At 74.6% G+C, this 14521-nt stretch carries 12 protein-coding genes and 1 tRNA gene; 2 read left to right on the top strand and 11 right to left on the bottom strand.

Annotated elements, in window-relative coordinates:
- Positions 1-79: 79 nt before the first annotated feature.
- A complete protein-coding gene (locus ACFW1I_RS27480; protein ID WP_384674873.1) occupies positions 80-3817 on the top strand; it encodes a PAS domain-containing protein in 3738 nt (1245 codons plus the stop codon).
- A 70-nt stretch (positions 3818-3887) separates the two neighbouring features.
- On the opposite strand, the gene ACFW1I_RS27475 is transcribed toward ACFW1I_RS27480, so the two are convergent.
- From ACFW1I_RS27475 to ACFW1I_RS27425, 11 genes are all read right to left on the bottom strand, one after another.
- Positions 3888-5540, bottom strand: coding sequence for a long-chain fatty acid--CoA ligase (locus ACFW1I_RS27475; RefSeq protein WP_384674871.1), 1653 nt, complete (start codon positions 5538-5540; stop codon positions 3888-3890).
- A 184-nt stretch (positions 5541-5724) separates the two neighbouring features.
- Positions 5725-6336 (bottom strand): SigE family RNA polymerase sigma factor, encoded by a 612-nt coding sequence (locus ACFW1I_RS27470; protein WP_384674869.1) that lies wholly within the window; start codon positions 6334-6336, stop codon positions 5725-5727.
- A 245-nt stretch (positions 6337-6581) separates the two neighbouring features.
- On the bottom strand, positions 6582-7748 hold the full coding sequence (locus ACFW1I_RS27465) for a lipid-transfer protein (protein ID WP_384674867.1): 1167 nt from the start codon (positions 7746-7748) through the stop codon (positions 6582-6584).
- Positions 7745-8143, bottom strand: coding sequence for a MaoC family dehydratase (locus ACFW1I_RS27460; protein ID WP_384674865.1), 399 nt, complete (start codon positions 8141-8143; stop codon positions 7745-7747). The genes ACFW1I_RS27465 and ACFW1I_RS27460 overlap by 4 nt, the downstream gene beginning before the upstream one ends.
- Positions 8140-9201, bottom strand: coding sequence for an acyl-CoA dehydrogenase family protein (locus ACFW1I_RS27455; RefSeq protein ID WP_384674863.1), 1062 nt, complete (start codon positions 9199-9201; stop codon positions 8140-8142). Before ACFW1I_RS27455 ends, ACFW1I_RS27460 begins: the two co-directional genes overlap by 4 nt.
- 1 nt (position 9202) lies before the next feature.
- Entirely contained in the window at positions 9203-10141 is a 939-nt protein-coding gene (locus tag ACFW1I_RS27450) for a bifunctional MaoC family dehydratase N-terminal/OB-fold nucleic acid binding domain-containing protein (protein ID WP_384674861.1), read from the bottom strand.
- On the bottom strand, positions 10138-11304 hold the full coding sequence (locus ACFW1I_RS27445) for an acyl-CoA dehydrogenase family protein (RefSeq protein ID WP_384674859.1): 1167 nt from the start codon (positions 11302-11304) through the stop codon (positions 10138-10140). The genes ACFW1I_RS27450 and ACFW1I_RS27445 overlap by 4 nt, the downstream gene beginning before the upstream one ends.
- 185 nt (positions 11305-11489) lie before the next feature.
- The gene (locus ACFW1I_RS27440) at positions 11490-11795 is read right to left on the bottom strand and encodes a hypothetical protein (RefSeq protein WP_031003269.1); all 306 of its coding nucleotides are present in this window, start codon (positions 11793-11795) and stop codon (positions 11490-11492) included.
- 456 nt (positions 11796-12251) lie between these two features.
- Positions 12252-12779, bottom strand: coding sequence for an O-acetyl-ADP-ribose deacetylase (locus ACFW1I_RS27435; protein WP_384674856.1), 528 nt, complete (start codon positions 12777-12779; stop codon positions 12252-12254).
- A 78-nt stretch (positions 12780-12857) separates the two neighbouring features.
- The gene (locus ACFW1I_RS27430) at positions 12858-13262 is read right to left on the bottom strand and encodes a hypothetical protein (RefSeq protein WP_384674854.1); all 405 of its coding nucleotides are present in this window, start codon (positions 13260-13262) and stop codon (positions 12858-12860) included.
- A gap of 83 nt (positions 13263-13345) precedes the next feature.
- Positions 13346-13432, bottom strand: a tRNA-Ser gene (locus ACFW1I_RS27425).
- Positions 13433-13640: 208 nt separating this feature from the next.
- Here ACFW1I_RS27425 and ACFW1I_RS27420 point away from each other — a divergent pair.
- Positions 13641-14507 carry an MHYT domain-containing protein gene (locus ACFW1I_RS27420; protein WP_384674852.1) on the top strand — a complete coding sequence of 289 codons (867 nt, stop codon included), beginning with the start codon at positions 13641-13643 and terminating at the stop codon, positions 14505-14507.
- The last annotated feature ends 14 nt before the right edge of the window (positions 14508-14521 follow it).

The following is a 14521-nucleotide window of genomic DNA, read 5'->3' as shown; positions in this document are numbered from 1 at the left end:
GTCACGGCACATGCCGGGCGGCGCACACCGCGGGCACGGCTCGCGGGCAATTGCAGGGCGTCAGGGAGGAAGCGTCGTCGTGAGCAGCAGGCCATCCCGAGGCGCTGCTCGCCTCGCAGCCATACTCGACGCCCTCCCCGACGGTCTCGTGCTCGTCAACTGCAACGGCACGGTCGTCAACGCCAACACCATCGCCCTCGGCATGTTCGAGACCCCCGGCACCGCGCTCGTCGGGCGCGGGCTGCTCGATCTGCTGCCGGACTTCGACTCGCGCCTGATCCCCGGCTCGATGCGCCGCCGCGACCCGGCGGACGAGCGGGGCCGCACCAAGCCGATGCGGATGGTCGCCCGCCGTACCGACGGCAGCGAGTTCCCCGTCGAGGTGACCAGCGCCAGCCTGGAGGACGGGCGCGAGGCGTACGACTCGTACAGCGGCTACACCGGCGACGAGCTGCTGATGCTCGTCGTCCGCGACCTCACCGGCACCCTCGACACCGAGGCCGAGCTGGCCCGCTCCCAGCGGCAGACCGAGATGATCCTGCGGGCCGCCGCCGAGGGCGTCGTCGGTACGGACACCGACGGCCGGGTCGTGCTCGTGAACCCCGCCTTCGCGCAGATCCTCGGCTACCGGGCCGGCGAGCTGGGCGGCGCCGAACTGCACCCGCTGATCCTTCCGAAGCGCGCCGACGGCACCCCGTTCCCGTACGAGGAGTCCCCGCTCGCCGACACCCTCAAGTCCGGCCGGAAGCACCGGGTGCGCGGCCAGGTGCTGTGGTCGAAGAGCGGCGAGCGGGTGCCCGTCGACCTGACGACGGCGCCGGTCCGCGACGGGGACCAACTGGTCGGCGCCGTGATGACGTTCACCGACCGCAGGCCGTACGAGCAGCTGATCGAGAAGCACGCCGTGGAGCTGGCCGACCGGGCCGAGCGGCACGCGGCCGAGCGCGAGGCGCAGGCGGAGAAGTACGCCGCCCTCGCCTCCCGGCACGCCCAGCTGACCGCCGTGCTCGCCGAGTCGCTGCGCGGCCCGCTGGAGGAGCTGCGCGGCGAGCTGGGTTCGCTCGCCGCCGACGACGGCGTGCAGCTGTGGCCCGAGGCCAACCAGGTGCTGCACCACCTGGTCGCCGGGTACGCCCGGATGACCGCGCTCGTCGACAACGTCCTCGGCTACCAGCGCCTGGACGCCGGCGAGGAGGAGCTGGACCGGAAGGTCGCGCTGCTCGACGGGATCGTGACCGGCGGCATCGACGCGGCCGTGGAGCTGATCGGCCCGGGCCGCGCCCAGTTCGCCGTGCACGCGCCGCCGATCGAGGCCGAGGTCGACGCCGGCCGGCTGACCACCGCGCTCGCCCATCTCGTCGCGGACGTGGCCGGCGTGGACGCCACCGGCAAGACCCGCGCCTCGGCGCAGGGCGCCCCCGCCGACTCGACGATCGTGGTGGCGGCGGCGCAGCGCGGCGAGGTCGTCCGCATCGAGGTCCGCGGCCCGTACGCGGGCGGCGACCCGGTCCACGGACCCATCGTGCGCGGGATCGTGGCGGCGCACGGCGGTGTCGTGCAGACGCACGAGGTGCCGGGGACGAGCGGCGGCGCGTACGTCCTGGAGGTGCCGATCGGCGCGGGCCGGGGAACCGTTCCCGCTGCCGAGCCGAAGCCCGCGCAGGAGCAGTCCGGCTCCGGCGCGAAGGAACTGGAGTCCGCGAAGGCCCCGGCGCCCTCGGTGCCCACGGCGTCCTCGGTGCCCACGGGATCCACGGGGCCCATGGGGGCTTCGGAGGCTTCCCCGGGCGAGCGGGGCGGCGTGCCCGCGCTGCCCGCGCAGGCGTCCGGTCCCGCGGACGGCGGGACCTCGGGCGGTTCCGGCCGGCGCCGGGCCCGGCGCGCCTCCACCGACGCCTTCCTGGAGAGCGCGACGGCCCCGGAGGGCGGTGCCGGGGCGGTGGCCCTGCCGGCCGCCGGGGGCGGACGCCGCCGCGCCCGTACGGAGGAGGCCGCCGGCCCCGCCGAACTGATCCCCGCCCAGCAGTCCACCGGCGTCGAGCCGACCGGCCGTCGCCGGGGCCGCCCGGCGGAGGGCGCCGTGGTGACCGCCGCCGAGGGCGCCCAGGAGCGGGCCGCGCTCGGTGCCGCCGTGCCGCCGCAGGGCGTCGCCGTCGAGCAGGCCGCCCCGGCCCTGCCGGCCGCGCCGCAGGGCACGCTCGCCGTGCACGGCGAGCCGGCCGAGGGCGAGCGGCCGACCGGACGCCGACGGCGTGCGCTGGCCGCCGCGCAGGAGCGCGCCGCCGCCGCCGAGGCGGGGCCGCGCACCCCGTTCGCGCTGCCGCCGGCCGACGCCGACCGCGAGGACGGCCCGGAGGCCGTGTCCGAGGAGAGCGCGCACGGGCACGCGGCGGTACGGGACGTCCCGGCTGGCTCCGACCACACCCCGCCGCCGTCGCACCCCCTGCCGGCCGCGCCGGTCCCGGCCGCCGGTCTCGCGCCGGTCGCCGCGCCGGTCGCCGCGCCGGTCGCCGCGCCCGTGGTCGTACCGCCCGCGCCGCCCTCCTCCACGGCGACGCCCGCGAACGGCACCGGCACCGGTTCCGTGCCGCTGCCCCCCGAGCTGCCGATGCCGACTCCGGCACCCGCTCCGGCGCCCACCCCGGCGCCGGTACCGGTCCCCACGGCCGGCCCGGCTCCGATTCCGGCTCCGATTCCGGCTCCGCTGCCGAAGGACTCCACGCAGGGGCGGGCGTTCAGCGTGCGCACGCTCGGGCAGGGGGTGCCCTTCGCGCCGCCGGCGCAGGCCGGGACGCCCGTCGCCGCGCCTTCGAGCGGTTCCGGCCGGCGCCGCAAGCTCGCGACCCCGCCGGAGCTCGATCCGCCGGCCCCGGCCACCGCCACCGCCCCGCCCGTACCGGCGCCGATGCCGCTGCCCGTGCCCGCCGCGCCGCCCGCCGCCGCGCCCGTCGCCGAGTCGGAGGGACGCGGGCGCGCGTACGCGATAGGGGCGCCCGCCGAGGGATCCGCCGAGGGGCCCGAGCCGCTCGACGGGCCCGGGGGCGCGGTCGAGGTCGTCAACCGGCCGACCCCGCTCCCCGTCGACGACGAGCTCCCCCCGGAGCCGCTCGACAACCCGCGTCGGCTGCTCGTCTGGCCCGCGCCGGACGTCACCACCCAGCAGGCGCTGAGCGACCGCGGCTACCGGCCGGTGATCGTGCACTCCCGCGAGGAGGTCGACGCGCAGATCGCCGCCTTCCCGGCCGCGCTCTTCGTCGACCCGCTGACCGGGCCCATCACCCGGACCGCGCTCCAGTCGCTGCGCCAGGCGGCCGTCGCCGCCGAGGTGCCGGTGCTGCTCGCGGCCGGACTCGGGCAGGCCGGCCGGGAGGAGGCGTACGGCGCCGATCCCGCCGTCCTGCTCAAGGCGCTCGCGCCGCGCGACAGCGAGCAGCACCCCTCGCGGGTGCTGGTCATCGAGGAGAACGAGCACATCGCCGACGCGCTCGCCGCCACCCTGGAGCGGCGCGGGATGCAGGTGGTGCGGGCGGCCACGGACACCGAGGCGGTGGCGCTGGCCGGCGAGACCCGGCCGAACCTGGTGGTCATGGACCTCATGCAGGTACGCCGCCGGCGGGCCGGGATCATCGACTGGCTGCGGGCGAACGGGCAGCTCAACCGCACCCCGCTGGTCGTCTACACCTCGGCCGACCTCGACGCGGCGAAGCTGCCGGAGCTGTCCTCCGGCGAGACGGTCCTCTTCCTGGCCGAGCGCGCCAACAGCGCCGAGGTGCAGGCCCGGATCGTCGACCTGCTGGCGAAGATCGGCACCAACTGAGAGGAGGGGGAGGGCCGTGATGGCCCTCCCCCTCCCCGCCGCAGGGTCGGATCGTCAGATCTGGGGGACGTCAGATCTGGGTGACGTCCAGCTCGCCCTCCGCGTACTGCTTGCGGATGACCTTCTTGTCGAACTTGCCGACGCTGGTCTTCGGGACCGCCGGCACGATCGCCCAGCGCTCCGGCAGCTGCCACTTGGCGATGCCGCCCTCGGTGGCCAGGAAGTCCCGCAGGGTCGCGTAGTCGGCGGTCTCGCCCTCCTTGAGGACGACGGTCGCGAGCGGGCGCTCGCCCCACTTCTCGTCCGGGACGGCGACGACGGCGGCCTCGGCGACGGCCGGGTGGGCCATGATCGCGTTCTCCAGCTCGACGCTGGAGATCCACTCGCCGCCGGACTTGATGACGTCCTTGGCCCGGTCGGTGAGGGTGAGGAAGCCGTCGGGGCTGATCACGCCGACGTCGCCGGTCTTCAGCCAGCCGTCCTCGCTGAACTTGTCCTCGGGCCGGATCGGTTCCGCGCCGACGCCGCCGAAGTACGCGCCCGCGATCCAGGTGCCGCGCACCTCCAGCTCGCCGGCCGACTCGCCGTCCCAGGGCAGGTGCTCGCCGGACGGCCCGACGAGCCGGGCCTCGACACCGGCCGGGAACCGGCCCTGCGTGACGCGGTACGGCCACTCCTCCTCGGCCGTCAGCCCGGCCGGCGGGTGCGCCATCGTGCCGAGCGGGGAGGTCTCCGTCATGCCCCAGGCGTGACAGAGGCGGACGCCGAGCCGGTCGTACGCCTCCATGAGGGAGGGCGGGCAGGCGGCGCCGCCGATGGTGACCTGCCGCATGGAGGAGAGGTCGCGCGGGTTCGCGGTGACCTCGGCGAGCAGGCCCTGCCAGATGGTGGGGACGGCGGCGGCGTGGCTCGGCTTCTCGCGCTCGATCATCTCGGCGAGCGGGGCCGGCTGGAGGAAGCGGTCCGGCATGAGCATGTTGATGCCGGTCATGAAGGTGGCGTGCGGCAGGCCCCAGGCGTTGACGTGGAACTGCGGGACGACGACCAGCGTCGTGTCGCTGTCGGTGAGGCCCATCGACTCGGCCATGTTCACCTGCATGGAGTGCAGGTAGATGGAGCGGTGGGAGTAGACGACGCCCTTCGGGTCGCCGGTGGTGCCGGAGGTGTAGCACATGGCGGCGGCGGCGCGCTCGTCCAGCTCGGGCCAGTCGTAGGTGGTCGGACGGCCGGCGATCAGCTCCTCGTACTCGTGGACGCGCGGCGCGGCGCCGTCGAGGAGGGAGCGGTCGCCGGGGCCGGCGACGACGACGTGCTCGACCGTCGGCAGGTGCGGCAGGAGCGGCGCGAGGAGGGGGAGCAGCGAACCGTTGACGAGGACGACCCGGTCGGCGGCGTGGTTGACGATGAAGACCAGCTGCTCGGGGGGAAGCCGCAGGTTGAGGGTGTGCAGCACGGCGCCCATGGACGGCAGGGCGAAGTACGCCTCGACGTGCTCGGCGTTGTTCCACATCAGCGTCGCGATCGGCTCGCCCGGCTGGACTCCGAGCTCGTCGCGGAGCGCGTTGGCGAGCTGGGCGGCGCGGTCGCCGATCTCGGCGTAGGTGCGGCGCTGCGGCTCCGGCTCACCGGTCCAGGTCGTGACGGTGGACCCGCCGTGGACCCGCCGGCCGTGCTCGAGGATCCGGCTGATGGTGAGCTGTACGTCCTGCATGGTGCTGTACACGGGGCGTCCTCCCGGTGGGCGCTACGTGGCAGTAAGGATGTGCAGATTCTGCGCACGTACCGCGCGGTATGTCACTACCCGGGAGTACCGAAATTGCCAGTGATCACTGGCGGATGTCAATGACCGGCCGGAACGGCAGCCGTCGGCGGGGCGGACGGCCCGCCGACGGAGTCGGCTCCCCGGGTCAGGCGTGGACGCCCGCGGTGAGTTCCGGGTCCTCGCGGAGGCGGCCCAGGGCGCGGGAGACCGCGCTCTTCACCGTGCCCACGGAGACCCCGAGCAGCTCGGCCGTCTGCGCCTCGCTGAGGTCCTCGTAGTACCGCAGGACGACCATCTGCCGCTGCCGCTCGGGGAGCTTCATGACGGCGCGCCACATGGCGTCGTGCAGCACCTGGCGCTCGGCCGGGTCCGGCTCGGGCAGCCCGGCGGGCTCGGGCAGCTCGTCGCAGACGAACTCCTCGACCTTGCGCTTGCGCCACTGCGAGGTGCGGGTGTTCACCAGCGCCCGGCGCACGTATCCGTCGAGGGCCCGGTGGTCCTCGATCCGCTCCCAGGCCACGAAGGTCTTGGTGAGCGCGGTCTGGAGCAGGTCCTCGGCGTCGCTCGGGTTCGCGGTGAGCGAGCGGGCGGTCCGCAGCAGCAGCGGCCCGCGCGCCTTCACGAAGGAGGAGAACGAGGGGTACGCGAACGGGCGCGGGCCCGGTCGCGGCGAGGTGCGCGGGGCCGTGCGCGCTTCGGGCCGGGTGGCGGCCGTCGAGGCGCCGGCGCAGACGGGGCCAGTGGGTGGCGGAGTCATGGCTCCACGCTAGGAGCGGAGGGGTGCCGGGGGGATCGGCCCCAGGTCCCGAACCGGGCTCCCCCTCAGGTCGGAGGCGTCGGGGTGCCCTCACCTCCTCTGGGTGGAGCCGCCGTCACCCCCGGGTCAGGGTCGCCCCACGGAACTGCACCCTCCGCATCCCGCCCCGGTCGCCGCCCCGGTCCCGTCCCGGTCGCCGCCCCGGTCCCGTTCCGCCGCCGGGTGCCCGCCGCCCGCCGGGCCCGTCAGCCGTCCGCGCCGAGGAGCAGGCCCGAGGTCGGCACGCCCGTGCCGGCGGTGACCAGCACCCGGGCGGCGCCGGGTATCTGGTTCACCGAGCTTCCCCGCACCTGCCGTACCGCCTCCGCGATGCCGTTCATCCCGTGGAGGTACGCCTCGCCGAGCTGCCCGCCGTGGGTGTTGAGCGGCAGCGCGTCCGCCGCGACGAAGTCGCCGCCCTCGCCCGGCGCGCAGAAGCCGAACTCCTCCAGCTGCATGAGCACGAAGGGCGTGAAGTGGTCGTAGAGGATGCCCACGTCGATGTCGGCCGGCCGCAGCCCCGAGGTGCGCCACAACTGCCGGGCCACGACCCCCGTCTCGGGGAGTCCGGTCAGCCCGTCCCGGTAGAAGCTGGTCATGGCCTCCTGTCCGCGGCCCGCGCCCTGGGCGGCGGCGAGGACGACGGCGGGCGCGTGCCGCAGGTCGCGGGCGCGCTCGGGGGTGGTGACGACGATCGCCTGGCCGCCGTCGGTCTCCTGGCAGCAGTCGAGGAGCCGGAGCGGCTCCGCGATCCAGCGGGAGGCGGCGTGGTCGGCGAGGGTGATCGGCTTGCCGTGGAAGTACGCGGCGGGGTTGTTCGCCGCGTACCGGCGGTCGGTGACGGCGACGTGCCCGAAGACCTCCGGGGTGAGCCCGTAGGTGTGCAGATAGCGCTGGGCGGTCATCGCGACCCAGGAGGCGGGGGTCAGCAGCCCGAACGGCAGCTGCCAGCCGAGCGCCGCCCCCTCGGCGGACGGCTCGCGCTGCTGCACCCCGGAGCCGAAGCGGCGCCCAGAGCGCTCGTTGAAGGCCCGGTAGCAGACGACGACCTCGGCGACGCCGGCGGCGACGGCGAGCGCGGCCTGCTGGACGGTGGCGCAGGCGGCGCCGCCGCCGTAGTGGACGCGGGAGAAGAAGGAGAGCTCGCCGATGCCGGCCGCCTGGGCGACGGTGATCTCGGGGTTGGTGTCCATGGTGAAGGTGACGAGCCCGTCCACGTCCCCGGGGGTGAGCCCGGCGTCGTCGAGGGCGGCCCGCACCGCCTCGACGGCGAGGGAGAGCTCGCTGCGGCCGGAGTCCTTGGAGAACGCGGTCGCGCCGATGCCGGCGACGGCGGCCCGGCCGCCGAGGCCGTCGGGGTGGCGGGGGCTCATCGGGGCACCTCCACGGTGACCGTGCCGGTGACGTGGTGGCCGAGGCCGTTGGCCCCGGCGATCCGGACGAGTGCGATGGCGGTGCCGTCCGGGCCGTCCGCCACCTCGGCGACGGTGCCGGTCAACACCATGGTGTCGCCCGGGTAGTTGGGTGCGCCGAGCCGGATGGCGACCTTGCGGAGCACCGCGTGCGGCCCGAAGTGGTCGGTGACGTACCGGCCGACGAGTCCGTTGGTGGTGAGGATGTTCATGAAGACGTCCGGGGAGCCCTTGGCCCGGGCGGCCTCGGCGTCGTGGTGCACGTCCTGGTAGTCGCGGGAGGCGACGGCCCCGGCGACGACGAGGGTGCGGGTCACCGGGATCTCCAGCGGCGGCAGCGCGTCTCCGGCCCTCATGCCGTCTCCCCCTTCGCGAGCAGATCGCCGAGTTCGGCGAGGAGTTCGGTGCCGGCGCCCAGATAGGCGTCGAGCTGCCGGCCCCACAGGAAGTGCCGGTGGACGGGGTGGTCGAGGTCGGCGCCCATGCCGCCGTGCAGGTGCTGGCCGCTGTGCACGACCCGCTTCCCCGCCTCGGACGCCCACCAGGCGGCCGTCAGGGCCGCCCCGGCGCAGTCGAGTCCCGCGTCGGACCGCCAGGCCGCCTCGTAGGCGGTGACCCGGATGGACTCGGTGTCCATGTGGGCGTCGGCGGCTCGCAGTTGCACCGCCTGCCGGGTGGCCAGCGGCCGCCCGAACTGCTCGCGCACGGAGGTGTACGCGACGGCCCGGGCCAGCGACCCGGCGCAGACCCCGGCCTGGAGCCCGGCGAAGGCGGTCCGCGCGGCGGCGAGCACGTCCTCGTACGCACCCACCCCGGTCCCGTCCTCGTGCGCGCCCTCCCCGGTCCCGTCCCCGAGCCGCTCGGCGGGCGTCCCGTCGAGCACCAGCCGTCCCGCCGACCAGGGCGCGGTCAGCTCGACGGCCTCGACGACGGCGTCCTCGGTCCGCACCAGCCACAGGGCGCGGTCCGCGTCCGGTACGAGGACGTGGGCGGCGTCCCGCAGCCAGGGCACCCAGGTGACGGTCCCGGTGAGCCGCCCGTCCCGGGCCGTGACCGCGCCGGTCGCCGGGAAGGCCCCGGTCGCGACGGCCGTCCCGTCGCGCAGCCCCGGCAGGAGGCGGGCGCGCTGCTCGTCGGTGCCGTGCCGGGCGACGGCGAGGATCCCGTACACCCCGGTCGCGGCGAGCGGCACCTGGGCCGTCACGCGGCCCTGTTCCTCCAGGAGGAGGACGAGGCCGAGCAGGCCGATCTCCTCGACGGCGGCGGGCAGTCCGGCGGCGCACAGCGCCTTCCACAGCTCGGCGTCCGTGCCGCCGCCGGTGGCGGCGAGCCGCTCGTGCGTGGAGAGGTCGCCGAGGATCCGGGCGGCCAGCTCCCGCGCGGCCTCCTGCTCCTCGGTGGGCGTGAAGTCCATGTCAGCGCTCCCCTCCCGCGGTCTCCGGACCGTCCACGGCGCGGAAGACGGGCAGCTCCAGCTCCTCGTCGACCCGCTGGAACTCCAGCCGGACCGGCATCCCGATCCGGACCTTGTCGTACGGCACCCCCACCACGTTGCTGATCATCCGGACCCCCTCGGCCAGTTCGATCAGCCCGACCGCGTACGGCGGATCGAAGGCGGGGAAGGGCGGATGGTGCATGACCACGTACGAGAAGACCGTGCCCTCGCCGCTCGCCTCGACGGCCTCCCACGCGGGCGACCCGCACGCGCCGCACCCCGGCAGCCAGGGGAAGCGGAGCGTCCCGCAGGCGGTGCACCGCTGGAACAGCAGCCGGTGGGCCGCCACGCCCTCCCAGAACCCGGCGTTGTCCCGGTTGATCACCGGGCGGGGCCGCCGGGGCCGCTCCGCCGGCGGCGCCGGGCGGGCGGCGGGGGCGTACTTGAGGATCCGGAAGCGGTGGGTGCCGGCGAGCTCGCCGCCGGCCCGCACGTCCATCCGCGTGGTCACGAAGTGCCCGGTGCCGAGCCTGGTGGTCTTGCGCGGCGAGACGGACTCGACGACGGCGTCGAAGGTGATCTCGTCGCCGGGCCGGAGCGGGCGCAGGTACTCCTGCTCGCAGTCGGTGGCGACCACCGAGGTGTACCCGGCGCCGTCGAGGAGGCCGAGCAGCTCCCCGTAAGCCTCCGAGCGGTCCTCGTGCCCGGAGAGGCCGCCCATCGTCCACGCCTGGAGCATGGTCGGCGGCGCCACCGCGTCCGGTCCCCGGTACGCCGGGTGCGCGTCCCCCATGGCCTCGCACCAGTGCCGGATCATCGGCAGGTTCACCAGGTCCTTGCCGCGCCCGCCGGTGGCCGCCGGCCGCCCCTCGTACGCCTTCAGCCGCTCGTACAGCCGGTCCTGGCCCTCCCCGCTCATCGCCGTCCCCTTCCCCGCATGCCGAGCCGTGCCCGCGCGACGATCTCCCGCTGCACCTCGCTCACCCCTCCCCCGAAGGTGTTGATCTGGGCGGCGCGGTTCATGCGCTCCAGCTCGCCGCCGTCCCGCTCCCCCGGCGATCCCGCTCGCACCGTCCCCGCGTCACCCGTGATCTCCTGACATATTCGGTACACCTCCACCGCCGATTCGGTTCCCGCGAACTTCACGCCGCTGGCGTCCCCGGGGGTCAGCCGGCCGGCCCCCACGTCCCCCACCAGACGCCAGTTGAGCAGGCGTGTCGCGGCCAGCCGGGCATGCGCCTCGGCCGCCCGGATCCGCACCCACGGCTCGTCAATCCGACGCCGCCCGGTCACCTGATCGGGCGTACGGGCGCGGTCGAGGGCGGCGGCGAAGAAGTCCTCGGCCTGCATGCCGATCGCGGCCAGCGCGACCCGCTCGTGGTTGAGCTGGTTGGTGATGAGCCCCCAGCCGCCGTTCTCCTCGCCGACGAGGTTCCCGGCCGGGACCCGGATCCCGTCGTAGTAGGTCGCGGTGGTGGTGAGCCCGCCGACGGTCTCGATCGGGGTCCAGGAGAAGCCCGGGGCGTCGGTGGGGACGAGGAGGATGGAGATGCCCCGGTGCGGGGGCGCCTCGGGGTCGGTGCGGCAGGCGAGCCAGATCCAGTCGGCGTGCTGCGCGTTGGAGGTGAAGATCTTCTGCCCGTCGACGACCCAGGAGTCGCCGTCGCGCACCGCCCGGGTCCGCAGCGACGCCAGGTCCGTCCCCGCCTCCGGCTCGCTGTAGCCGATCGCGAAGACGCACTCGCCGCGCAGGATCCGCGGCAGGAAGGCGGCCTTCTGCTCCTCGGTGCCGTACCGCATGAGGGTGGGTCCGACGGTGTTCAGGGTGACCATCGAGACGGGGGCGCCGGCCCGGTACGCCTCGTCGAAGAAGACGAACTGCTCGTCGGGGCCGCGGCCCTGGCCGCCGTACTCCTCCGGCCAGCCGAGGCCCAGCAGCCCGTCGGCGCCGATCCGCCGCAGCAGCCGGCGCTGTGCGGCGCCGTCGGCCGCCGGGGGCGGCCCGTCGGGCATCGTCTCGCGGAAGTACGCGCGGAGTTCGGCGCGCAGCCGGAGCTGCCGCTCGGTCGGGGCGAGGTGCACGGGACGGCCTCCCGGGGGACGACGAAGGTTTCTGACTGTCCGTCAGATACGGTCGTCGTGTCAAGGACGCGGCGGAGCGTCCCGGGAAACGCCGAGGCGGCCTGCGCGGGCGGCACCGAAGTACCGCCGCACAGGCCGCCGTTCACACCGCGGTCACGCCCCCTCGGGCCGGCCCCGTGGAGTCGTCACCACCACGGGAGGAAGTTGACCGTGTTGTTCGCCTGCGAGATGTGGGTGAACGCGGAGCCGTTCACGCTCGCCGTGTTGTTCTGGTTGGAGGCACCGGAGCCGGTCGCCACCTGCTGCGTGGTGGTCGAGTTGCCGTTGTTGTCGCCGCCCACGCCGCTGCCGATGATGGTGGCGACGCTGGTGTTCGATCCGTCGTCCGCGAAACCGCCGTTGTCGGCCTGCGCCACTCCGCCGAAGAGGGCGGCGGCGAGCGGCAGGGCGGCGACGGCGGCGACGATGCGGGCGGTACGGATGCTTGCCATGTCTGTTCCTCCGGGAACTGAAGCCAGTCTGCTGTGCACGGAATGATCGATCTCTGAAGGAAGGCCGTGAACTCCGGCCCTGACCAGGGAGGTTGGCCGACCGCCCCGGTCGTTTTCTGCTCGACGTCGCGAATCCAGAGTTGCCCACCGAATCCCCGGCGAACCACCCCGGAGCGGCTGATTCCCCCGCAAGCGTGAGGACAAGCCGATAAACCCTCCACGCCCGAGAAACCACCAGCTCAGAACGGTCGGCGGCGGTCGGCGAACCCCGGATCCGTTACGCCGCAAGGGAGGAAGCGTTCCGCCAGAACCCCCGACAAACCGGACGGGAAGCGACGCCACCGGGCCTGCCGCCTCGAACGGAGACGGAAAAGACAGCAGGGATTTTCGAATCGGGGGCTCAGAGAGGGGCTTTCAGAGAGGGGGCGGGGGAGCTCCGGACAGATCGCCCCGCGGCTACCCCTCGGCCGCGACCGCGGCCTCGAAGGCGGCGTACGCGGTCGCGTCGAAGAGCACGAACCGCACCTCCTCGACCTCCGTCCCCGCCGCCTCGGCCGCCCGGACCGCCTCGACCGCGATCCGCGCGCCGTCGTCGATCGGCCAGCCGTAGATGCCCGTGGAGATGGCCGGGAAGGCGACCGTGCGGTCCCCCAGCCCGTCGGCCACCGCGAGGGACTCCCGGTAGCAGGAGGCCAGGAGGTCGGAGCGGTCCTCGTCCGCCGACCAGACCGGGCCCACGGTGTGGATCACGTGCCGCGCCGGCAGCCGCCCGGCCGTGGTCGCGACGGCCCGCCCGGTCGGCAGGCCCTTGCCGTAGTGCGAGCGGCGGAGGTCCTGGCAGGCGGCGAGGATCTCCGGGCCGCCCTTCCGGTGGATGGCCCCGTCGACCCCGCCGCCGCCGAGCAGCGAGGAGTTCGCCGCGTTGACCACCGCGTCCGCCGCCTCGGCGGTGATGTCCCCCCGGACGAGCACGATCCTGACCACGACACCCTCCTCCGCCGCACGGTTCCCGGCCCCATCATCCCGCCGCACGGCATCCAAAGCGCGCGATATACGCCCGCCCTACGCGCCCGGCGGGTCCTCGGCGGCCACGACCACCTGATAGGCGTCCTCGTACAGGATCCGCCCGGGATCCGACGACTCCAGCCGCCGGCACTCGACGCCGTGCGCGGCGAGCAGTTCCAGGTACCCGTCCACGCGCGCGATGAGCTCGTGCGCCGACGCCTTGAACCAGGCCACGGCGCCGGGATGCACGGCCGGGTCGTAGACGGAGGGGTCGACCCGGGTCGGATTGGGGTAGCGGGCGTCGTACCAGTCGTTCCCGGCCCGCCAGAAGCGGTACTGCTCCTCGCTCAACCGGCCCTGCGCCGCGAGTTCGTTGGCGAGGACGAAGACGCCGGGGAAGTGCCCCCGCGGATGCCTGACCACGCCCTGGAACCTGACGAACGCCCCGCGCTCCCCGGACACACGCCCTCCTCCGCTCCCCGCCGGCCCCGGAACGGACCGAGAGCCCCCGCCCGGTCTCGCCGGGCGGGGGCTCTCGCACACCGCGGTGGGTGTGGGATTTGAACCCACGGAGACATCGCTGCCTCGACGGTTTTCAAGACCGTTCCCTTAGGCCGCTCGGGCAACCCACCTTCGCTCCCGACCGCTTGGGACGGAGCGGGCACCAGCGTACCGGGTGGGGCGCGGGGCGGTGGGCGACGGGACGGGGGCGGGTGATTCGCGGGGCGCCGGGCGGTGCACCCGGAATGCCATGGGTGCCGTGAGATCGCCGTTAACGCCGGGTTAGAGTCCCCTTCACCACATCTCCACGTTTTCCCGAGAAGAACAGAGGGTCGCAGGGTGCAGGGCACGATCGACGGGTTCAGCTATGGCATGGTCACGCCACTCGTGGGCTATGTGATGGCCTGCCTGGGCAGCGCGCTGGGGCTGCGCTGCACCGTGCGGTCGCTCGCGACCGGCCGGACCCGCAAGCCCGGCTGGCTGGCGCTCGGCGCCGCGTCGATCGGGTGCGGGATCTGGACCATGCACTTCATCGCGATGCTCGGCTTCCAGGTGAGCGAGACCGCCATCGCGTACGACGGCACGCTGACCTTCCTCAGCCTGCTCGTCGCGGTGCTCGTCGTCGGCGCCGGCGTCTTCACGGTGGGCTACCGGGGCACCCGGCCGGTCCCGCTGCTGGCCGCCGGGGCCTTCACCGGGCTCGGCGTCGCCGGCATGCACTACCTGGGCATGGCCGCCATGCGGATGAACGGTTCGCTCACGTACGAGCCCGGCGTCGTCGCCCTCTCCGTCCTCATCGCCGTCGTCGCCGCGACCGCCGCCCTCTGGGCCGCCGTCTCCGTCCGCGGCTTCCTCGCCAGCCTCGGCGCGAGCGTCATCATGGGCGTCGCCGTGACCGGCATGCACTACACGGGCATGGCCGCCGTCGGGGTGCGGGTCGCCCACGACGCCCACGTCACCGCGGGCGACGGCTCCTCCGCCCTCGACGTGCTGCCGCTGCTCGTCGGCCCGCTCATCTTCCTGGTCGTCGCGGCCGCCGTCGTGATGCTCGACCCGATGCTCATCATGGGCGACGACGAGCCCGCCGCCCGGCCGGTCCAGCGCCTCGACGTCGGTGACATCGAGGTCAGCCTGCACGCCGGCAACAACTGGGGCGTCACCAGCGGGACCGCCGGGCGGGAGCGCTGGAACACCCCGGGGACGTGAGAACGGCGCCGGGG

The organism is Streptomyces sp. NPDC058955 (genome assembly GCF_042741435.1).
Taxonomy (GTDB): domain Bacteria; phylum Actinomycetota; class Actinomycetes; order Streptomycetales; family Streptomycetaceae; genus Streptomyces.
Note: the sequence above shows the minus strand (reverse complement) of the source record. Positions and strands in the feature narration are given on the sequence as shown.